The following is a 21570-nucleotide window of genomic DNA, read 5'->3' as shown; positions in this document are numbered from 1 at the left end:
AAATAAGAACTATGGATTTAATTAGAATTTTAAAAGCACAACTTGCTTTTGGTACACATGCTTTACTTAACAAAGCAGATGCCGTTATAGAAAGTGGCGAAAGGGTGTGTGTTGTTGGTCGAAATGGCGCGGGTAAATCTACACTATTAAAAGTACTTGATGGCCAAGTAGTTTTAGATGATGGTGAAATAAATCAGCTAGGCGGGATCAGAATTTCTCGCTTAGAGCAAGATCCGCCAAAAGGTGCAAGCGGCACCGTATTTGATTATGTTGCGCAGGGTATGCCTGAGATTGCAAACTTACTAATTGATTTTCATCATGTAAGTAATGAGTTGCAAACAGTATGTACTGATAAGCTATTAAACAAACTTGAGCGTTTATCAACTCAATTAGAAGCGGTAGATGGTTGGCGTTTTGATAGCCGCATTCAACTGGTTTTAACACAATTAGAACTAACACCAGACGCTAAACTTGAATCGCTTTCTGGTGGTTGGTTACGTAAAGTAGCACTTGCACGTGCACTTGTTAGTGAGCCTGATTTATTATTACTTGATGAGCCAACAAACCATTTAGACATGGCAAGCGTCATGTGGCTTGAGCAATTTTTAAAAGAGTTTAAGGGCGGAATCGTATTTATATCGCATGACCGTGCGTTTATTCGCGCTGTTGCTACGCGTATTTTAGATTTAGACCGTGGTAAGCTTATTTCGTACCCTGGTGATTACGCTACGTACTTAGAGCAAAAAGCCCATGATTTAAAAGTTGAAGAAAGCCAAAATGCATTGTTTGATAAGCGTTTAGCCGAAGAAGAAACATGGATCCGCCAAGGTGTTAAAGCGCGTAGAACGCGTAACGAAGGACGTGTTAGAGAGTTAAAACAGCTTCGTACAGAGCGTAAGCAACGTGTTGACCAAGTTGGTAAAACTGATTTCAATATTGAAACAGCAGATCGCTCTGGTAAGTTAGTATTTGAAGCTAAGAATCTTTGTCATGCATTTAAAGACAAAGTTATTGCTGATGATTTTTCGACACTGGTAATGCGTGGCGACAGAATCGGCTTAGTAGGCCCAAATGGTATTGGTAAAACAACACTATTAAAACTAATGTTTGGTGATTTAGAACCAGATAGTGGTATTACTAAGCAAGGTGTTAATTTAGAGTTTGCTTACTTTGACCAATACCGTGAAAAACTTGACGAAGAAGCAACTGTTCAAGATAACGTTGCCGAAGGTAAACAAGAAGTGATGATGGGCGGCCGCTCACGTCATGTTTTAGGTTATTTACAAGACTTCTTATTCCCGCCAGCACGTGCTCGAACCCCTGTTAAAGCACTCTCTGGTGGTGAAAAAAACAGATTACTATTAGCTAAATTGTTTTTAAAACCGTCTAATATCCTTGTTCTCGATGAGCCAACAAATGACTTAGACATTGAAACGTTAGAGTTACTTGAGGACATCATTAATCAATACCAAGGTACAGTGCTGATTGTAAGCCATGACCGTGAATTTATTGATAATACATGCTCAAGTGTATGGGCGTTTGAAGGTAACGGTAAAGTTACAGATATTGTAGGTGGCTATAGCGACTATGAGGCTTACGTTAACTATTTAGCTGAACAAGAAAAAAAAACGCAGCAGCAACCAGTAAAAAAAGTTGAAAAAGTAGTCGCTCCAGTTGCTAAACCTGCAGCTAAAACAAATAAACTCTCTTACAAATTAAAACTTGAATTAGAGCAACTACCGAATAAAATGGAAAAACTAGAAGCTGAAATTGAAGCTCAACAAGCTGTAGTTAGTGACTCAGACTTTTTTAAACAAGAGAGTGATGTAACAACTAAAGCATTGAACCATTTGGCACAACTTGAGTCTGACCTTGAAGCTGCGCTTGAGCGCTGGGAAGAACTTGAAGAATTACAGAATCAGTAGTAAGGACTAAAATGAAATATAAATTACTCGCTGCCAGTATTTTAGCGACATTAAGCACTTCAGCAACAAGTGCTACGTACCAGTTAAGTGAATTAGGGACTCTTGAAGACGCTAAATATTCTTATGTAACAGATGTAAGCGAAAGCGGGCATATTATTGGTTTCGCAAATGGTTTATACAATTTACCTATTGATATCAGCTATATAGATTTTACTGAAAATATTATTGAAAATAGCTACGATAATACAGAGGCTGCATTTGAATTAAGTGATAAAGAGATTACCTTTACACTTGATGACATTGAAAATAATGATGCTGTACTCACTAATGCTGATGCGCATACTTTCATGGTTAGTTTTTTATCTTCAATTTCTACAAATTTTGAATATCAGAAATTAAGCTCATTAGTTGGTATAAAGTACAATGATACACAAGTTACAGAGCAACCAATATTTGATGTTGAATCTGTTGACTATGATGGTCTAACACGTTCTACGACTAACCTTTTTAATGCTGTAAGTGAAGACGGCGTTACGGTTGGTTGGGGTAATGCACCATACGATAAGGTTTCATTTACACCCGATGGCGATGATGAAGCAGAAACGTGGTTCACGCATGAATTTATAGAGCGTGGTATTGTAATAAGCGCTGATGGCATGATCAAAGTTCCATTAGAACCAGAGTTTAATGAATACGGTGGCACAAGCCGTGCTAACGATATAGTCAAAACAAATAGTGGTTACACTGTTGTAGGTAATATCTCTACAAGTATCCCTGACGACAGACTAGATAATATTGATGATAACTGTGATAATGAAGACGAACCAACGTCAGTATGTATCAATTTATTAAACTCTAATATTTCACGAGGTTTATTTAATAAACGTGCTGTTAAATGGGAACTTGACGAATCACTGAATGTTATTTCTGTTAAAGAGCTTGGTTTAGCGCTTACACCTGATGAAGGTGAAACTGAAGATGACGCTTTTACAAGTACTGCTTTAGCAGTAAATAGTAATGGTACAATTGTAGGTTCATCGAATACGCGTTATTACAAAAATGACGATACGATTCTTACAATGCCAGTTTACTTTAAAGATGGTGCAGTTATTGATTTTATTGATCAAGAAGATGACTGGCAGGCTGGTAAATCAATTGCTATAAATGATAATGATGTAATTACAGGTTATGCAACTAAGCGTATTGAAGGTACGCTTCGTAACAAGTTCTTTTATCATGATATAGCAACCGGTAATACTGTATTTCCAAATGATTATTTTTCAAGCTCAAGCTCTTACGGCAACGATATAAATAATCAAGGCTATATTGTTGGTGAAGGTGAAGTGGGGGTTTCTGATAACACACGTCGTAAAGAAGCGTTTATTTATAAAATTGGTGAAGATAAAATCACTAATTTAAACGATTTACTGCCTTGCTTTGATACTGATGGTGAAACTGACTACGCGTACACAATGGCCGAAGCCACATCTATTAACGAAAATAATGAAATATTTGGTACTGCGACTAAGACAGTTGAAAAGCTAGATTCTTTAGGTGGTGTAGTAACTGATGTTAATGGTGAAATTGAATATGAGAGCATTGCAGTTGCAGTTAAACTAACGCCAATCGCAAATGGTGAAATAGAAAGCTGTGCTCCACCAGAGGCTGAAGTCTATGAGCGCAACTCTGCTAGCTTCCCTTGGTATACACTATTGTTATTACCACTCGTTGGCTTAAGACGTGTATTTCGTTTTTAAAGTTTACAAATATTGATTATAAAAAACCAACTTAATAAAGTTGGTTTTTTTTCGTCTATAATATTTTATAAGATTTGGATTGCCGTGAATCTTATAACTATTATTTAGCTTTAACGCTACTAGTTCTTGCGTGCTAACCATGCTTTTTTTACAGAGCGGCGCCAAATAATATCAATACCAAAATAACTGATGATTGAAGCAATTGAAGCACACACTAATGAGCCGAGTAAAAATGCCGGGCCAATAGTTTCTATGCTTTCTAAAAACCAAGACCAACTTGCTTCAAATACAAAATGCTGTTCGGGTTGATTAAGTATTAGCGTACCCACTAAGTACGAGCCATAAAAAATAGGCGGCATAGTTAAAGGATTTGTAAGCCATACTAAAGCAACTGAAATAGGTAAGTTAACTCTAAAAATAATAGCGCCTGCTGCGGCTAAAACCATTTGAAAAGGAACAGGGATGAAAGCAAAGAATAACCCGACTGCAAATGCACCTCGAGCAGAACGTCTATTTAAATGCCAAAGATTTGCATCTTGTAAAAGGCGTCCAAATATTCTTAGTGATTTATGATGTCTAATTTTATTTGGATCAGGTAAAAATCTTTGGATCGTTTTTTTAGCCATTTAAAGCAACCATTTACATCAGTGTGGATAAGTCTTGGGTTTGTAATTGGCTCTATAGCAACCGTATTTTATTATCAAACTCTCGAATTTACAGTATTCACAATTTTCATTGTAATAATGAGCGCTTATTTTAAGCCGTTTTCAAACGTATTGTTAGGCTTTATTTGCGCAATTTGCTTTGTCGGACTGCATTTTTACCTATTTTATAGTTTTGAAATACCAAAACCGAACGAAAAGTATGCACTAGAATCGACTTTGGTAATTGAAGAAGTTATTTCTAGCAAAAAACCACAGTATATAAAAGTTAAAATAGTCGCATTAGAAGGGAGCCATTTTTCAGACTTTAGAGCACCTAAAGCAAAGCTCAGCATTAATTCAGTACAGCCTTTAACAGTCGGTGATAAATTTTCTGCGTTAATTCATTTAAAACATTTTCGTAGTAATAAAAATTTTAATGTATTTGATAATGAACGTTATGCTTTTATAAATAGGATATTATTTAAAGGCAAAGTGCTTAATAAAAACCTTGATATTATAAATGGCGACGACCAAAATATCATTTTAGATTACCAACACTTTCTTAAAAACACCTATGCGGATACAAAGCTACAATGGCTCTATTACGCATTGCTCAGTGGTGATAAGTCTTTGATGAGCTATGCCGATAAGCAATTAATGCAGTCTCTGGGATTAAGCCATTTACTCGCTATTTCAGGGCTACATATTGGCTTGATTTTTAGTTTTGGTTATCTATTAACTCGATTCATATTTTTAAGAGTTAATTTATCAATTGGGCAATCATCTAACCTTACTCTTTATTACAGTTCACTCGGTTTTTTAGCTGCCTTTGTTTATGTATACTTAAGTGAATTTATAGTATCGGCAACGCGAGCGCTCATTATGCTCGGATGTTATCTATTACTGTACTTTTTAGCTAAGCAGCCATTGCGTTGGCGTAGTATTTTATTTTCCTTAGTTATTGTTCTTATTGTTAACCCATTTAATTTACTCAACCCAGGACTCTATTTTTCATTTTTAGCAGTCGCTATCATTTTTACAGTTATTAATAAATTACCAATACTAAATACACGAGTAAAAAATAAAGTTATTGCACTGTTTTTTATACAAATAGCGTTATTTATTGGCTTACTACCGCTTTCACTCTATTTTTTTAATGGCGTCAGTATTGCGGGATTAATAATAAACTTAATAGCAATACCGCTGCTTTCAATCATTATTTTGCCATTTTTAATCGTTTTTACACTACTGAGTATGCTTTTAGATATAGGCATTTTAATAAATCTATTTGATACTGGTTTATATACGTTATTTAAGTTACTTAACGAAATCCCTGAATCGTTGAGGTGGATAACAACAGGGAGAATTGAGCCAATACTTGTCGTTTTTACTTATATTATTATGTTGATGATTTATTTCCTTCCATATAAATGGCTCGCTTTTATTCCAGCAATAACGCTTTTATTAAATTATTGGTTAACAGAAAAGCCAAAGTGGCAAGTTCATGTATTTGACGTAGGTCATGGACTCATGGTGTTAATCGAGAAGGATAATCAAGCACTTATATATGACTTTGGCCCCAGTTATTTTAATCGTTTTAGCCGCACGCGAAGTATCTTATTACCTTATATAAAAGCAAATAATTTAACAGTAAAAACAGCAATTTTAAGCCATGAAGATAATGATCATGCTGGAGGATTACAGCATTTTATTGATGCTGGATTAGAACAAACATTAAAGTATTTCCATCCTAAAAACACCCAAGATGTATGTGAAGTCATAAGTCTTGATTTTGCTAGATTAAAAGTACAAAGCTTTACTACAAAAGGGTTTGGAAATGAAAATGATGATTCATGTGTTGTTAGGGTATCAGATAATACTCATAGCGTGTTACTTACCGGAGATATATCAAAAGCGCGTGAAGCATCGCTATTAACAGATAATAAATCGTTAAAGAGTACCATAATGTTAAGCCCACATCATGGCAGCGATACATCCTCAAGCGTTAATTTCATTAACAATGTTGCGCCTGAAGTGGTGATTCATTCAAGTGCTTATAAAGGGCAGTGGGAATTTCCGAAGCCTCTTGTTGTTGAGCGTTATAAACAAATAAGTGCTCAGCAATTTACGACAGGTGTTGAAGGACAAATTAGTATTAAATTTTACTCAAACAATTTGGTCATAGAAACAGCAAGAGCGCATGAAAGTTACTGGTTTATCAAAGATTGACGTTTAGTTTTATCTCATCGGAGGATACAATACAGACTGTTACTGTATTTAGAGAGTGTTATGGATCAAAGTACTACACAAATTTATAAACGTCTTGTCTCATATGTTGGCGCCTACAAAAGCGTGGCTTTCGTCGCAATTATTGGGATGATAGGTTATTCCGCAATGGATGCTTTATTTATTCAGTTAATGAAGCCGTTTATTGATCAAGGTTTGAACCAGCGTAATACAGAAGTTTTAAAGTACGCTCCTTTTGTCGTTATTGCGTTAGTACTCGGACGTGGAGTGTTCAACTTTATGTCATCTTACTGTTTGAGTTACGTAGGCTCCCAAGTTGTGCGTTCTTTACGCCAAGAGTTATTTGAGCACATACTTCATTTACCTGTGTCATTTCATGACAAAAACTCAACGGGTGATTTGATTTCAAAAATTACCTTTGATACAGAACAAGTTCAACAAGCTATTACTAAAGCCTTACTAATAGTCGTACGTGAAGGGGCGTTTGTTATATTTTTATTGGCAGTGATGTTTTATACCAGCTGGCAATTATCACTGATATTTTTAGTGATTATTCCATTAGTAGCTATTATTGTTGCCGTAGTGTCTAAACGCTTTCGCCATATTTCAAAAAATATTCAATCGGCTATGGGGCAAGTTACTCGCAGTTCTGAGCAAATGTTAAGTGGGCATAAAGTAATTCACGGTTTTGGTGGTCAAGATCAAGAGATTAATCTCTTTTCAAAAATTAATAATCATAATCGTCAGCAACGTATTAAAATGGATGCTACTAAAGCGCTTAGCGTGTCTATTATTCAAATTTTAGCGGCAAGCGCTATGGCTGTTATTTTGTGGGCGGTGTCTCTACCATCTATGATTGATACAATTACCTCTGGTGATTTTATGGCATTAATTGCCTCTATGATGATGTTACTTCGCCCGCTAAAACAACTTGCCAATGTAAACAGTGATATGCAGCGAGGCATTTCTGCAGCGCAAAGTATATTTTTAGTTTTAGATGAAGAGATGGAAAAAGATACCGGCACTGTTTCAGTTGATAAAGTTAAAGGTTTAATTGAAGTTAAGAACGTAACCTTCAAGTATCCAACGAAAGATGAAGCCGTATTAAACGATTTATCACTAACGATTAAAGCGGGTGAAAGTATTGCCTTAGTAGGGCGTTCGGGTTCTGGTAAGTCAACAATTTCTAACTTGTTACCTCGCTATTACGACTTAGAGCTACCGAGTGAAATTTTACTGGATGGCATAGCACTGCAAGACTACAAATTAACAGATTTGCGTCGCCAATTTGCTTTAGTGTCTCAGCAGGTCGTGTTATTTAACGATACGATTGCCAATAATATTTGTTATGGCATAAAGCACGATGTGTCTGTTGAAGAGTTAGAGCAAGTTGCAAAACAAGCCCATGTTTGGGAATTTGTTAAAGACCTTCCTGAGCAATTAAATACCATGGTAGGCGAAAATGGCGTGATGCTCTCAGGTGGTCAACGCCAGCGAATTGCTATAGCGCGTGCAATATTAAAAGATGCCCCTATTTTAATTTTAGATGAAGCAACCTCAGCACTTGATACCGAATCTGAAAAGCTTATTCAGCAAGCATTAGAAACCTTAATGCAAGATAAAACCTCTATTGTTATTGCGCATCGCTTATCTACAATCGAAAATAGCGACCGAATTTATGTTATTGATAATGGTCGTGTAATAGAAAGTGGTGATCATAATAGCTTACTTGCTAATGACGGTACTTATTCAGCGCTCTGCAAAATGCAGTTTGGTGATCAGGCGTGAGCAAAATAGAACAAAGTTGGTATAAACCATTTGGTCTAATTACTTTATTGTTATTACCATTAAGTGCTTTGTTTTGGGTTGTATCGTCATTTCGTAAATTTTTGTACCGCACTAAAATTCTTAAATCATTTGAGTGTAAAACGCCTGTTATTGTGGTTGGTAACATAAGTGTAGGCGGAAATGGTAAAACACCTTTTGTTTTGTGGCTTTATGAATATTTGACAGAGCAAGGCTTATCAGTGGGTATTATTAGTCGAGGTTATGGTGGGCAATCAGATAATTACCCATTGTTAGTCACTTCAGTTGTTGACGCCCAACAGGCTGGAGATGAGCCTGTGCTTTTATACCATCGTTTAAAATGTCCAATCGCGGTTGGCCCTAATAGACAACACAATATCGATTTATTAGAGAATAACTATACATTAGATGTCATTATTTCTGATGATGGGATGCAGCATTATAAAATGCCTCGTAGCATTGAGTGTTGTATTGTTGATAGCGAACGCCGTTTTGGTAATGGCTTTGTTATGCCTGCAGGCCCACTTCGCGAAACCACTAAACGCTTACAAAGCGTTGATATAGTAATTGAAAATGGTGGTGAGGCAAATAATAGCTACACGCTACTAACAAGTAACCTTCGCTTAGTTAATTCAAGTGATGATGTAATTCCTACAGTGAGCCATGCACATGCAATAAGTGCGATTGGTAACCCTAAACGGTTTGAAAACTCATTAGAAGCACAAGGCATTACGTTACTATCGACTCATCATTTTAGAGATCATTATGCTTACACCGCAGATGATTTTACCCAGTTTGGTGATGACTGCATTATAATGACCGAAAAAGATGCCGTTAAATGTAGTTCCTTTGCAAAACCTAATTGGTATTATTTACCTGTAGATGCAGAGCCTTCCGATAACGTAATAAACACATTAAATTCAATATTAAAAGAAAAAGGAATACTCAATGGCCTTTGATTCAAAATTACTCGAGATAATTGCCTGCCCAGTTTGTAAGGGTAAATTACGCTTTGATAGAGAAAACAACGAATTAATTAGCACTGCTGCTAAACTAGCTTATCCCGTTCAAGATGATATTCCTGTACTCCTTGAAAACGAAGCACGAGAGTTATCTTTAGAAGAGGTTGAAAAGTGGAATTCGTAGTTGTAATTCCTGCGCGTTTTGCATCAACTCGACTACCGGGTAAGCCGCTTGCTGATATTTGCGGTAAGCCAATGGTTCAACATGTTTACGAAAAAGCATGTTTATCTGGGGCTAGTAAAGTGGTTATAGCAACCGATCATCAAAAAGTATTCGATGCAGTGAGTTTATTTACTAGTGATGTAGTAATGACCCGTGAAGATCACCAATCGGGTACTGAGCGTTTAGCTGAAGTGGTTGATTTACTTAATCTCGATAGCAATACAATTGTGGTTAACGTACAAGGCGATGAGCCATTACTTGCGCCAGAAAATGTATCTCAAGTTGCTGCATTATTAAGTGATTCGACAGCACCAATGGCAACGTTAAGTGTTGCTATTGAAGAGCGTGATGAAGTATTTAATCCTAATGCCGTTAAAGTGGTTAGCGATATCAATAAAAATGCGCTGTATTTTTCTCGTGCAAGTATTCCGTTTGATAGAAGCACGATGATGAATGACAGCAGTGCTCTTAATTTAGCACCGTTCCAGCGTCATGTAGGTATTTATGCATACAGAGCGGGTTTTATTAAACAATATATAGAATTGAGCGTATCGCCACTTGAGTTACTTGAATCGCTTGAGCAATTACGTGTGTTGTATCATGGTTATAAAATTAAAATAGAACAAGCTCAAATAGCACCTCATGCAGGAGTTGATACGGCCGATGACTTAGCAAAAGTGATAGCGCATATTAAAAGTACCAACGCGTGAGTGAACAAGTAAATAAAATATTAAAAATCGTATTCACTCATAGCGATTTTTATATTTTAGAAAAACCTGCGGGTCTTAATTTTCATTCAGAAGAGGGACCCGGCTTTGTTGTGTTAGCCGAAAAACAATTATCGCAAAAGCTTTATGCTGTTCATCGATTAGATAAAGTGACATCAGGGCTTATTATTTTAGCCAGAAATAAAGCCGCTGCGGCTGCTTTTACTGCGATGTTTACAGAGCATGCAATTGATAAATTTTATTTAGCGATTAGTGATGCTAAACCTAAAAAAAAGCAAGGTTGGATAAAAGGCGATATGGCTAAATCTCGCCGAGGTTCATTTAAGTTACTAACGAGCAAGCTTAATCCTGCAATTACTCGGTTCTATTCTTTAAGCTACAAGCCTGGGTTTAGAGGATATATTTTAAAACCTTACTCTGGAAAGACGCATCAATTAAGAGTGGCATTAAAAAGTATTGGCTCTGCTATTTTAGGCGATGCAATGTACTCGGGTACGCCCTCAAATCGTACCTATTTACATGCATATGCCTTGAGCTTCTTATGGCAAGGTGAGCAAATACAGCTTAGTTTATTACCTGATAGTGGTGATGAGTATTTAGCGTTAATTAAACATCAAGATTTTCAAGCATGGCAAACGCCATGGCAACTGGATTGGTAAATGAGCGAAAAAGTTACAGATATACGTTTTGGCGGAATTAAACGTTTATATGGTCATCAACAATTTGATTGGCTTCAAGATGCACACTTTTGTGTAGTAGGCATTGGTGGTGTAGGGAGCTGGACTGCTGAAGCACTTGCACGGACAGGTGTTGGTAAAATAACATTGATTGATTTGGATGATATTTGTGCCACTAATGTAAATAGGCAGATTCACGCGTTAACTGGCACTATTGGCCAAGCTAAAGTAGATGCAATGAAAGTGCGCTGCGAGCTCATTAACCCACAGTGCCAAGTTAATGTAATAGATGACTTTATTACCCTTGATAATATTCAAGAGCATATTCAAGATTTTGATTATGTGATTGATTGTATTGATGCAGTTAAAGAAAAAGCGGCATTAATAGCGCATTGCAAACGCAATAAGCTACCTATAATTACAACCGGTGGTGCTGGTGGGCAAACTGACCCTAGCCAAATAACCTTTGGTGATGTAGCAAAAACTACGCAAGATCCATTACTTGCAAAAGTACGTTATATTTTACGCAAGCAGTATAATTTTAGTAATAACCCTAAGCGTAAGTTTAATATTGACTGTGTTTACTCTACAGAGCAATTGGTTTACCCAGGAAGCGATGGCAGTGTATGTCATGCAAAGCAAAGTGCTGATGGCACGATGAATATGGACTGTAATAATGGCTTTGGCTCTGTGACTATGATCACAGGAAGCTTCGGCTTTTTTGTTGCGGCAAAAGCCGTGCGTAAATACTTAGATAAAAAACAACGATCACAAGCTTAGTTAATCTGAACTCTGGTTAAGAGGTTTAATAACATTATTAAATAATAAAGGTATTTAAGAATACTCCTCTCTAGCCAGTGATTTTCAGTGAAAATAAAGCGAATTTACGCGTCGAGGCTAGCCTATCGCAAGTAAATTCAAAGCAGTTAGCGTTAAAAATGCAGCTAGAGATATATTATTATCCAGACTTCAGACTAACTAAGCTTGTGTTGTGCCATGGTTTGTATTTTATCAACCATGGCTTTAATACCATTACCACGTGATGCGCTTAAGTGGCTTATAAGGCCGAGCTTTTCAAATTCTTCATACGCATTTTTATTCACCACTTGCTCTGGTGTGAGCCCATTGTAAAGCGCTAAAATAACGGCTAATAATCCTTTTACTATACGTGTATCTGAGTCACCAATTACAACAAGTGTATTTTCTGTTAAATCAAATTCAACAAACATCCATACTTTGCTTTCACAGCCAGGTACAAGTGCATCATCAGTTTTCAAAACATCGGGTAACACAGGTAAAGTTTTGCCCAAAAGCATTATTTCACGATATTTTTGCTGCCAAGCGGAGGCATTTTTTATAGATTCTGTAACTTTGTTAAACGTATTTGTCATGAGTTATCCTAATTAATTCTATTAAAGTGACGTTTAGTCTAATAAAGCGATGCATTTTTTAAGTGAATTAATAAATATATCTACATCGTCGTAAGTGTTATAGAAAGAAAAGCTCGCTCTTAGTGTTCCATTAACCCCTAAATGTGTCATTAGGGGTTGCGTGCAATGGTGTCCACTTCTAACTGCTACCCCATATCCGTCAAGTAAAGTTGCCAAATCATAAGGATGTTCATCATTTAAGTTAAAGCAGAGAGTACCAATATTGTCAGATAGGTTGCTGTATATCGTAATACCCTCGACCTTAACTAGCTCTTGGGCAGCGTAGCTAAATAATTTTTGTTCATATTGTCGCATTTGTGCGTGATCTAATTTATTTAAATAATCTAATGCAGCACCAAAGCCTAAAACCCCCGAAATATTTGGTGTTCCAGTTTCAAATTTTGCGGGCGCAGGACGATAAGTACTGTGAGTTAAGTAAACTTTATCGATCATTTCTCCACCTGATTGGTATATATCTAAAGCGTTTAGTTCTTCATATCGACCATAAAGCACACCTAAGCCTGTTGGACCGAGCATTTTGTGGCTTGAACACACATAAAAATCACAGTTTAATTCACGTAAATCGGGTTTTAAATGCATGGCACCTTGTGCACCATCAACTAAAACAAGTGAACCTTCATCTTTAGCAGCTTTTATCAATGGCTTTAAATTGGTGATATTACCAAGCGTATTAGACGCTTGTGTAATAGCTAATAGGGAAGGCTTTGTTTGCTTTATAAATTCACAGCATTGTTCTGTTTCAAGCGTACCATCTTGATTGAGTGGAAGCGTAACCAACTTAGCACCTGTTTGTTGGCTAAGTATCTGCCAAGGAACAATATTGGCGTGATGCTCGAGAACAGATATGACGATGGTATCATTTTCGTCTAATCGATTTCTTAAACCATTGGTGACCAAGTTAATGGCTTCTGTAGCACCTTTAGTCCATACAATTTCTTTACTAAACACATTAAAATACTGCGCTATTTTATCTCGTACTTGTTCATATAAATGAGTGGCTTGATCGCTAAGTGTATGGCGGCCACGGTGTACATTAGCGTTTTGAAACGTATAGAATTCAGTCATTGTATCTATAACTGATTGAGGCTTTTGTGAGGTTGCTGCAGAGTCCAAATAAACCAGCGGGCAGCCGTTTATTGTTTGATTTAATGTTGGGAAATCGTTTCTAATTTTATTTATATCAAACTTTAAAGCAGGCATGGCTCATCTACATCTTCATTTAAAGGCAGGAATTGTAATCTGTTTATGATATTTCTCAAGTACAGGTTAATAAAAAAGGCCGCAAAAGCGGCCTTTTTCAAACTAACAGCGTTAATTAACGCTTGTCAGTTGATACGTAGTCACGTTGAGTGTAACCAGTATACATTTGGCGAGGACGGCTGATCTTATGACCAGGTTGAGATAGCATCTCATCCCAGTGAGTGATCCAACCAACAGTACGTGCCATTGCAAAGATTACAGTGAACATGCTTGTTGGAATACCAATCGCTTTTAAGATAATACCAGAGTAGAAATCTACATTAGGGTATAGTTTCTTCTCTACAAAGTACGGGTCTTCTAGCGCGATTTTCTCAAGTTTCATTGCAATATCAAGCAATGGATCTTGGATATTAAGCTCAGCTAAAACTTCATGACACGTTTGACGCATTACTGTAGCGCGTGGGTCAAAGTTTTTGTAAACACGGTGTCCAAAGCCCATAAGGCGGAACGGGTCTGCTTTATCTTTCGCTTTTGCTACATATTCATCGATACGATCAACTGAACCAATCTCTTCTAACATGTTTAAACATGCTTCGTTTGCGCCGCCGTGAGCAGGTCCCCATAAAGATGCAATACCAGCAGCAATACATGCATACGGGTTAGCACCCGATGAACCTGCAAGACGTACTGTAGACGTTGATGCATTTTGTTCATGATCAGCATGAAGCATGAATATTTTATCCATTGCTTTAGCTGTTATAGGGTTAACTTTGTATTCTTCAGCAGGTACAGAGAACATCATGTGTAAGAAGTTTTCTGCATAGCTTAAATCATTACGTGGATAAACGAACGGTTGGCCGATATTTGTTTTATAAGCCATTGCAGCAATAGTTGGCAATTTAGCAACTAATTTAACAGCGCTTGTTTTACGTTGGCTAGCATCAGTAATATCAAGGTCTTCATGATAGAAAGATGATAAAGCGCCCACTACACCACACAGCATAGCCATTGGGTGAGCATCAAAACGGAAACCTTGGAAAAAGTTAGCAATTTTCTCATCCAGCATAGTGCTGCGAGTTATTTGCTTAGCAAACTCTTCGTATTGCTCTTTTGTTGGTAATTCACCGTTAAGCAATAAATAGCAAAGTTCAATGTAGTTTGAATCCTCAGCTAATTGCTCAATTGGATAACCTCGGTGAAGTAGAACACCTTTACCACCATCAATGTAGGTGATTGCAGATTCACAAGAACCAGTCGACATGAAACCTGGGTCATAAGTAAAGTGACCGTATGAACCTAACGTACGTACGTCGATTACATCTTGGCCAGCAGTGCCTTGATAAATTGGAAGTTCGATTGGATCTAGCCCATCAATATGGACTGTGGCTTTCTTATCTGCCATCGTTATGTATCTCCTATTAAGATATCTATTCTGATTTTTAGATTTTAAAGTTCTAAAATCTGTTTTAAGCACATCTTCGCATTTTAACGTGAAAGAGGGGGTTAAAGTCAATTTTTATAAACATTATGCATATATGTATAATAAATATTCGGTATTAATTAAATATAATACTATTGGCTAATTCGCAAACATCTCTAAATAAACAAGAATTGTAAAAAGCCCTGTGGGTATATATACTAACGGTGGTTTTAAACCGTATTGTATTTGGGTAAACACTTTCTTAACATCTTAAAATTTACATGATTGTGAACTTTAATTGTTTTGATACGTTTATTTTGATAGTTCCATCAGTAATATTTGGTGGGTTTTTAGAAAAACAAGTAGATGAGCTCCACTGTGAGCAAAGATGGGCAAGTAACTGTGAAAAAGCAAAGACCTGTAAATCTAGATCTAACAACTATATCTATGCCGGCAACGGCTAAAGCTTCAATTTTTCACCGCGTCACCGGTGTTGCATTGTTTTTTGCTTTAACGTTTGTCATTTGGGCTTGGTCTGAGTCCCTCTCTTCAGCTGAAAGTTTTGAATTCGTCAAGGGTCTGTTTAACGGATTCATTGCCAAATTTATAGCTTGGGGCACTGTTTCTGTATTAGTTTATCACCTTATCGGTGGTATTCGTCATATGATTATGGATATGGGACATTGGGAAGAACTCGAATCAGGTAACCTCAGCGCTAAAGTTTCAATGGCTCTTGGTGTTGTGTTTGCCGTATTGGCAGGGGTGTGGATATGGTTTTAAATCAAGCAACTCTAAAACGTGATGGTGTACAAGATTTCGTATCTTTACGTACCACGGCATTAATAATCAGCGCGTACGCGATTTTTATTATCGGCTATTTTCTAGCGACGCCAGAAGTCACATTCGAAGCCTGGACAGGCCTCTTCTCTAACCTAGCAATGAAAGGGTTTACTTTAATTACCCTTGTTTGCATTATGGTTCATACCCACATTGGCCTTTGGCAAGTTCTTACAGACTATGTTAAGTGCGCTAAGCTTCGTGCAGCTTTAGGTTTTGTATTGAGCCTAATGTCACTTGCTTACGTAGCTATTGGTCTAATCGTATTATGGGGTGTTTAAGTGAAATATTCTGTTCGTGAATTTGATGCCGTAGTAATTGGTGCAGGTGGTGCAGGTATGCGCGCTGCTTTAGCAATTACAGAATCTGGCAAAACGTGTGCATTAATATCTAAAGTATTTCCAACGCGTTCACACACTGTATCTGCTCAAGGCGGTATTACGGTTGCGCTTGGTAATTCACACGAAGACAACTGGGAATGGCATATGTACGATACCGTTAAAGGTTCCGATTTTATCGGTGACCAAGACGCTATCGAATACATGTGTCAAACTGGCCCAGAAGCTATTACTGAATTAGAAAACATGGGTTTACCATTTTCTCGTTTTGAAAATGGCCGTGTTTACCAACGTCCTTTCGGTGGTCAATCGAAAAACTTTGGTGGTGAACAAGCCGCACGTACTGCAGCTGCTGCTGACCGTACTGGTCATGCTTTATTACACCTTCTTTACCAACAAAACGTTAAAAACAAAACAAATGTATTCTCTGAATGGTATGCGCTTGATTTAGTTAAAAACGATAATGGTGATGTAGTAGGGTGTACTGCAATTGAGATTGAAACTGGTGAAATCACTTTCTTCAAATCTAAAGCAGTTGTATTAGCTACTGGTGGTGCAGGTCGTATATTTGCATCAACAACTAATGCTCACATTAACACTGGTGATGGTGTTGGTATGGCAACACGTGCTGGTATTTCTATGCAAGACATGGAAATGTGGCAGTTCCACCCAACGGGTATTGCAGGTGCTGGTACGCTAGTAACTGAAGGTTGTCGTGGTGAAGGCGGTTATCTTTTAAATAAAGATGGCGAGCGCTTCATGGAACGTTACGCACCAAACGCAAAAGACTTAGCGTCTCGCGACGTTGTTGCGCGTTCAATGATGACTGAAATCCGTGAAGGCCGTGGTTGTGATGGTCCTTGGGGTCCACATCTTAAGTTAAAACTTGACCACTTAGGTGAAGAAACACTTAACTTACGTCTTCCTGGCGTATGTGACCTTGCTAAAACATTTGCTCACGTTGACCCTGCTAAAGAGCCAATTCCAGTAATTCCAACTTGTCATTATATGATGGGTGGTGTTCCTACTAATGTAAATGGACAAGCGCTACAAATTGATGCTCAAGGCAACGAAACAGTAGTTCAAGGTTTATTTGCAGTAGGTGAGATTGCCTGTGTATCTGTACACGGTGCAAACCGCTTAGGTGGTAACTCATTACTAGATTTAGTTGTGTTTGGTCGTGCTGCGGGTAACTTCTTAGGTAAGTACCTGAATGACGTTGAAATATCTAAAGCGGCTTCAGAATCAGACTTAGAAGCGTCTCTTGCACGTTACAATCGTTGGGAAAATTCAACGGCTGGCCAAGGTGAAGATCCAGTTCAAATCAAAAAAGACCTACAGCAATGTATGCAGCTTAACTTCTCGGTATTCCGTGAAGGTGATTCAATGGCTTCAGGTCTTCAAGAACTTAAAGAAATTCGTGAACGTCTGCAACATGCTCGTCTTGATGATAAATCATCAGACTTCAACACGCAGCGTATCGAATGTCTTGAACTAGATAACTTAATGGAAACAGCTTACTCAACTGCAGTAGCTGCAAACTTCCGTACAGAAAGCCGTGGTGCACATTCTCGCTTTGACTTCCCAGATCGTGATGACGAAAACTGGTTATGTCACTCAGTATTCAATCCATTAACGGATGAAATGAGCAAGCGTGATGTAAACTATGCGCCTAAAACGCGTGAAGCTTTCCCACCTAAAGCACGTGTTTACTAGGAGATAGACGATGGCACAAGTACAATTTTCAGTTTATCGTTATAATCCAGATGTTGACAACGCTCCTCGTATGCAAGAATACACCTTGCAAACAGAGGAAGGTCACGACATGATGGTATTGGATGCACTTATTCTTTTAAAAGAACAAGATCCAACATTATCTTTCCGTCGTTCATGCCGTGAAGGTGTGTGTGGATCTGATGGTGTTAACATGAATGGTAAAAATGGTTTAGCATGTATTACTCCTTTATCTACGCTGCAAAAAAATGGCAAAGGTAAAATTGTAGTACGTCCTTTACCTGGCTTACCTGTGGTTCGTGACCTTGTTATTGACATGAGTCAGTTCTACACTCAGTACGAAAAAGTTAAACCTTATCTAATTAATGATCAGCCTGCAGCAGGCGAACGTCTTCAATCTATTGAAGAACGTGATAAATTAGATGGGCTATATGAGTGTATTTTGTGTGCATGTTGTTCAACATCGTGTCCTTCGTTCTGGTGGAATCCAGACAAGTTCATTGGTCCAGCAGGCCTTCTTCACGCTTACCGTTTCTTGGCTGATAGCCGAGATACAGCAACTGAAGAACGTTTAGCGGATTTAGACGATGCGTTCAGTGTGTTCCGTTGCCACAGTATCATGAACTGTGTTAGCGTTTGTCCTAAGGGTCTTAATCCGACCAAAGCAATTGGACAAATCAAATCTATGTTATTAAACCGAGCGGTTTGATTACTTAGTAAACGTAAGATGGCTAATACAGATTATTAGCCATCTTGTTATGATAACTATTAATTTCTGCGCTAAAGAAAAGGGCTTATAAATGCACGAAGGTGTGATGAAGGCATGGCTAGAATCTTCACATTTAAACGGCGGCAACGTTGCTTATGTAGAAGAGCTTTATGAAGCGTATTTAGACGATGCGACTTCTGTGCCAGATGAATGGCGAGAAGTGTTCGAACAATTACCTAAAGTTGATGGTGTGGATGTTGAAATAAAACATTCAGAAGTTCGAGCGCAGTTTGCACAGCTTGCAAAAAACAAGCATAGAGAAGTAGTGGTAGCAGAGGGTAGTGGCGGTGACCTTAAACAGGTTAAAGTTCTACAACTTATTAATGCTTTCCGTTTTCGTGGACACCAAAATGCAAACCTAGATCCATTAGGTATTTGGCAACGAGAGCGTGTACGAGATTTAGAGCTAGAGTACCACGACCTATCTTCAAGTGATTTTGACCGCGAGTTTAACGTAGGGTCGTTTGCCGTAGGGCGCGATACTATGCCTTTAGGTGAACTATACCAAGCACTAAAAACTACATATTGTGGTTCAATTGGCGCTGAGTATATGCACATCACATCAACAGAGGAAAAGCGTTGGTTACAACAGCGTTTAGAATCTGTTCAGTCTAGGCCAAAATTCTCAAAAGATGAAAAGCTACGTATCCTAAAAGGTCTTACGGCTGCTGATGGTCTTGAAAAATATTTAGGGGCTAAGTTCCCAGGTGCTAAGCGTTTCTCACTTGAAGGTGGCGATGCGTTAGTTCCAATGCTAAAAGAGCTTATTCACCGCGCTGGTGAAAGCGGCCAACAAGAAGCTGTTATTGGTATGGCTCACCGTGGTCGTTTAAATGTTCTTGTGAATGTACTTGGTAAAAATCCATCAGAATTATTTGATGAATTTGCTGGTAAACACAAAGAAACATTAAGTTCTGGCGATGTTAAATATCACATGGGTTATTCATCTGACTTTGCTACTAAAGGTGGCAACGTACATATGGCGCTTGCGTTCAACCCATCTCATCTTGAAATTGTAAATCCGGTAGTTATGGGCTCAGTTCGTGCTCGCCTAGATCGCTTAGGTGACAGCTCTGGTATTAAAGCTCTACCAATTACAATTCATGGTGACTCTGCAGTTACTGGTCAGGGTGTTGTACAAGAAACATTTAACTTGTCACAAACTAATGGCTTTAGCTGTGGTGGTAGTATACGCATTGTTGTAAATAACCAAGTAGGTTTTACAACGTCTAAACAAGATGATGTACGCTCAACTGTATATTGTACTGACATAGCCAAAATGGTTCAGTCACCAATATTTCATGTTAATTCTGATGATCCTGAAGCTGTTGCATTTGTTACACAACTTGCACTTGATTTCAGAAACCAGTTTAAACGCGACGTAGTTATCGATTTAGTGTGTTACCGTCGCCATGGTCACAATGAAGCTGATGAGCCTAATGCTACACAGCCTTTAATGTACCAAAAAATTAAAAAACACCCAGTTCCACGTTTAATATACGCTGATCAATTGATTGCAGAAGGCTCTTTCTCTGAACAAGAAGTTAAAGCTCTAGCAGATGATTACCGTAATGCATTAGATGAAGGCAACTGTGTTGTTTCAGAAATACAGCCAGAAACTTCGCATTCTTCAGATTGGGCTAAATATGTTGGCCACGAGTGGAATGTTGATTACGACGCGAGTGTTTCTGTTGAAAGACTAAAAGAACTGGGTGAAAAAATTGCAACTTACCCAGAGCAATATGTTGCTCAATCTCGTGTTAAAAAGATTTACGATGATCGTAAGTTAATGGCAAGTGGTGAAAAAGCGCTTGATTGGGGTATGGCAGAAACACTTGCTTATGCAACAATTGCGACAGAAGGCACTGACATTCGTTTAACTGGACAAGATTCTGGTCGTGGTACATTCTTCCATCGCCATGCTGTTGTTCATAGTCAAACTGATGGTGCTACGTACACTCCTTTAGAGCATCTAAGTAAAGACCAAGGTACTTTCCAAGTATTTGATTCGGTTTTATCTGAAGAAGCCGTTGTTGCTTTTGAGTATGGTTATGCAACAGCAGAGCCTACATCACTAATACTTTGGGAAGCGCAGTTTGGTGATTTCGCCAATGGTGCACAGGTTGTATTTGACCAATTCTTAAGTTCTGGTGAGCAAAAATGGGGCCGTTTATGTGGTCTTACAATTTTGTTACCGCATGGCTACGAAGGTCAAGGCCCAGAGCATAGTTCAGCGCGTTTAGAGCGTTTCTTACAACTATGTGCTGATCACAACATGCAAGTGTGTGTTCCGTCTACTCCGGCACAAGTTTACGCTATGCTTCGTCGTCAATCAGTTCGACCACTTCGTCGTCCACTGATTGTAATGACACCTAAGTCGTTACTTCGTCACCCTCTTGCTACTTCATCACTTGAAGAGCTTTCACACGGTGTTTTCCATAATATGATCGATGAAATTGATGATATTAAGCCGGAGAAAGTAGAACGTGTTGTATTTTGTAGTGGTAAAGTTTACTACGAACTATTACAAGAACGTCGTAAGCTTGAGCAAGATAATGTTGCAATTGTACGTGTTGAACAGCTATATCCGTTCCCACACGACGAAATGCAAACAATTATGAAACGCTACCAACATGTAACTGATTTTGTATGGTGTCAAGAAGAGCCACAAAACCAAGGTGCATGGTACTGTTCACAACATCACTTTATTGATGCAATCCCACAAGGTGCTAAATTAAAGTATGCAGGACGTAAAGCATCTGCATCACCAGCGTGTGGTTACATGTCAGTACATACTAAAGAACAACAAGCGCTCGTTGCCGACGCGCTTACTATAGAAAATAAAGGATAAG

Annotated in this window: 18 protein-coding genes; 14 read left to right on the top strand and 4 right to left on the bottom strand. The window is 38.1% G+C overall.

Features of this window, described 5'->3' with window-relative positions; genetic code table 11:
* Positions 1 to 11 precede the first annotated feature (11 nt).
* Together GQR55_RS04705 and GQR55_RS04700 are read left to right on the top strand one after the other, a co-directional pair.
* The gene (locus GQR55_RS04705) at positions 12 to 1925 is read left to right on the top strand and encodes an ABC transporter ATP-binding protein (protein WP_166419641.1); all 1914 of its coding nucleotides are present in this window, start codon (positions 12 to 14) and stop codon (positions 1923 to 1925) included.
* An 11-nt stretch (positions 1926 to 1936) separates the two neighbouring features.
* Positions 1937 to 3682 (top strand): DUF3466 family protein, encoded by a 1746-nt coding sequence (locus GQR55_RS04700; RefSeq protein ID WP_166419640.1) that lies wholly within the window; start codon positions 1937 to 1939, stop codon positions 3680 to 3682.
* A gap of 119 nt (positions 3683 to 3801) precedes the next feature.
* Here GQR55_RS04700 and GQR55_RS04695 read toward each other — a convergent pair whose 3' ends face one another.
* Positions 3802 to 4308, bottom strand: coding sequence for a DUF2062 domain-containing protein (locus tag GQR55_RS04695; protein WP_166419639.1), 507 nt, complete (start codon positions 4306 to 4308; stop codon positions 3802 to 3804).
* Here GQR55_RS04695 and GQR55_RS04690 point away from each other — a divergent pair.
* Genes GQR55_RS04690 through tcdA form a run of 7 tightly spaced genes read left to right on the top strand, consistent with a single transcriptional unit; the run spans position 4288 to position 11749 of the window.
* Positions 4288 to 6555: a DNA internalization-related competence protein ComEC/Rec2 gene (locus tag GQR55_RS04690; RefSeq protein WP_166419638.1), complete on the top strand. Its 2268-nt coding sequence runs from the start codon at positions 4288 to 4290 to the stop codon at positions 6553 to 6555. The two genes, GQR55_RS04695 and GQR55_RS04690, sit on opposite strands and share 21 nt — an antisense overlap.
* A 60-nt stretch (positions 6556 to 6615) precedes the next feature.
* The gene (gene msbA / locus GQR55_RS04685; RefSeq protein ID WP_166419637.1) at positions 6616 to 8361 is read left to right on the top strand and encodes a lipid A export permease/ATP-binding protein MsbA; all 1746 of its coding nucleotides are present in this window, start codon (positions 6616 to 6618) and stop codon (positions 8359 to 8361) included.
* A complete protein-coding gene (gene lpxK, locus GQR55_RS04680; protein ID WP_166419636.1) occupies positions 8358 to 9338 on the top strand; it encodes a tetraacyldisaccharide 4'-kinase in 981 nt (326 codons plus the stop codon). The genes msbA and lpxK overlap by 4 nt, the downstream gene beginning before the upstream one ends.
* The gene (locus GQR55_RS04675; protein WP_024599582.1) at positions 9328 to 9525 is read left to right on the top strand and encodes a Trm112 family protein; all 198 of its coding nucleotides are present in this window, start codon (positions 9328 to 9330) and stop codon (positions 9523 to 9525) included. The genes lpxK and GQR55_RS04675 overlap by 11 nt, the downstream gene beginning before the upstream one ends.
* Complete coding sequence (gene kdsB / locus GQR55_RS04670) at positions 9513 to 10274, top strand: 3-deoxy-manno-octulosonate cytidylyltransferase (RefSeq protein ID WP_166419635.1); 762 nt, start codon at positions 9513 to 9515, stop codon at positions 10272 to 10274. The genes GQR55_RS04675 and kdsB overlap by 13 nt, the downstream gene beginning before the upstream one ends.
* Entirely contained in the window at positions 10271 to 10951 is a 681-nt protein-coding gene (locus GQR55_RS04665) for a TIGR01621 family pseudouridine synthase (RefSeq protein ID WP_166419634.1), read from the top strand. Before kdsB ends, GQR55_RS04665 begins: the two co-directional genes overlap by 4 nt.
* Complete coding sequence (tcdA, locus tag GQR55_RS04660) at positions 10952 to 11749, top strand: tRNA cyclic N6-threonylcarbamoyladenosine(37) synthase TcdA (protein WP_166419633.1); 798 nt, start codon at positions 10952 to 10954, stop codon at positions 11747 to 11749.
* 194 nt (positions 11750 to 11943) lie between these two features.
* Here the strand turns inward: tcdA and GQR55_RS04655 are convergent, their stop codons facing one another.
* The 3 genes from GQR55_RS04655 to GQR55_RS04645 all read right to left on the bottom strand — a co-directional run bounded on the left by GQR55_RS04655 (position 11944) and on the right by GQR55_RS04645 (position 15022).
* A complete protein-coding gene (locus tag GQR55_RS04655) occupies positions 11944 to 12360 on the bottom strand; it encodes a SufE family protein (RefSeq protein WP_166419632.1) in 417 nt (138 codons plus the stop codon).
* A gap of 33 nt (positions 12361 to 12393) precedes the next feature.
* Complete coding sequence (locus tag GQR55_RS04650) at positions 12394 to 13620, bottom strand: SufS family cysteine desulfurase (RefSeq protein WP_166419631.1); 1227 nt, start codon at positions 13618 to 13620, stop codon at positions 12394 to 12396.
* A gap of 115 nt (positions 13621 to 13735) precedes the next feature.
* The gene (locus GQR55_RS04645) at positions 13736 to 15022 is read right to left on the bottom strand and encodes a citrate synthase (protein ID WP_166419630.1); all 1287 of its coding nucleotides are present in this window, start codon (positions 15020 to 15022) and stop codon (positions 13736 to 13738) included.
* Positions 15023 to 15442: 420 nt separating this feature from the next.
* Between GQR55_RS04645 and sdhC the strand changes: the two genes are divergently transcribed.
* The 5 genes from sdhC (at position 15443) to sucA (ending at position 21569) form a co-directional block, all read left to right on the top strand.
* Positions 15443 to 15820, top strand: coding sequence for a succinate dehydrogenase, cytochrome b556 subunit (sdhC, locus tag GQR55_RS04640; protein WP_166419657.1), 378 nt, complete (start codon positions 15443 to 15445; stop codon positions 15818 to 15820).
* On the top strand, positions 15811 to 16158 hold the full coding sequence (sdhD, locus tag GQR55_RS04635; RefSeq protein ID WP_166419629.1) for a succinate dehydrogenase, hydrophobic membrane anchor protein: 348 nt from the start codon (positions 15811 to 15813) through the stop codon (positions 16156 to 16158). Before sdhC ends, sdhD begins: the two co-directional genes overlap by 10 nt.
* Positions 16159 to 17931 (top strand): succinate dehydrogenase flavoprotein subunit, encoded by a 1773-nt coding sequence (gene sdhA, locus GQR55_RS04630; RefSeq protein ID WP_166419628.1) that lies wholly within the window; start codon positions 16159 to 16161, stop codon positions 17929 to 17931. It begins immediately after the preceding gene.
* A 10-nt stretch (positions 17932 to 17941) separates the two neighbouring features.
* On the top strand, positions 17942 to 18658 hold the full coding sequence (locus GQR55_RS04625; RefSeq protein WP_002961804.1) for a succinate dehydrogenase iron-sulfur subunit: 717 nt from the start codon (positions 17942 to 17944) through the stop codon (positions 18656 to 18658).
* Positions 18659 to 18749: 91 nt separating this feature from the next.
* On the top strand, positions 18750 to 21569 hold the full coding sequence (sucA, locus tag GQR55_RS04620) for a 2-oxoglutarate dehydrogenase E1 component (RefSeq protein ID WP_166419627.1): 2820 nt from the start codon (positions 18750 to 18752) through the stop codon (positions 21567 to 21569).
* Position 21570 lies beyond the last annotated feature (1 nt).

Source organism: Pseudoalteromonas sp. Z1A8 (genome assembly GCF_011378855.1).
Lineage (GTDB): Bacteria > Pseudomonadota > Gammaproteobacteria > Enterobacterales > Alteromonadaceae > Pseudoalteromonas.
The sequence above is the reverse complement of the archived record's forward strand: the minus strand, read 5'-3'. Positions and strand labels throughout refer to the sequence as shown.

What these genes read in the sequence shown, in the direction of transcription:
- GQR55_RS04705 (WP_166419641.1), top strand. Translation starts at nt 12, where the DNA reads ATGGATTTAATTAGAATTTTAAAAGCACAACTTGCTTTTGGTACACAT.
- GQR55_RS04700 (WP_166419640.1), top strand. Translation starts at nt 1,937, where the DNA reads ATGAAATATAAATTACTCGCTGCCAGTATTTTAGCGACATTAAGCACT.
- GQR55_RS04695 (WP_166419639.1), bottom strand. Translation starts at nt 4,308, where the DNA reads ATGGCTAAAAAAACGATCCAAAGATTTTTACCTGATCCAAATAAAATT.
- msbA (WP_166419637.1), top strand. Translation starts at nt 6,616, where the DNA reads ATGGATCAAAGTACTACACAAATTTATAAACGTCTTGTCTCATATGTT.
- GQR55_RS04675 (WP_024599582.1), top strand. Translation starts at nt 9,328, where the DNA reads ATGGCCTTTGATTCAAAATTACTCGAGATAATTGCCTGCCCAGTTTGT.
- tcdA (WP_166419633.1), top strand. Translation starts at nt 10,952, where the DNA reads ATGAGCGAAAAAGTTACAGATATACGTTTTGGCGGAATTAAACGTTTA.
- GQR55_RS04655 (WP_166419632.1), bottom strand. Translation starts at nt 12,360, where the DNA reads ATGACAAATACGTTTAACAAAGTTACAGAATCTATAAAAAATGCCTCC.
- GQR55_RS04650 (WP_166419631.1), bottom strand. Translation starts at nt 13,620, where the DNA reads ATGCCTGCTTTAAAGTTTGATATAAATAAAATTAGAAACGATTTCCCA.
- GQR55_RS04645 (WP_166419630.1), bottom strand. Translation starts at nt 15,022, where the DNA reads ATGGCAGATAAGAAAGCCACAGTCCATATTGATGGGCTAGATCCAATC.
- sdhD (WP_166419629.1), top strand. Translation starts at nt 15,811, where the DNA reads ATGGTTTTAAATCAAGCAACTCTAAAACGTGATGGTGTACAAGATTTC.
- GQR55_RS04625 (WP_002961804.1), top strand. Translation starts at nt 17,942, where the DNA reads ATGGCACAAGTACAATTTTCAGTTTATCGTTATAATCCAGATGTTGAC.
- sucA (WP_166419627.1), top strand. Translation starts at nt 18,750, where the DNA reads ATGCACGAAGGTGTGATGAAGGCATGGCTAGAATCTTCACATTTAAAC.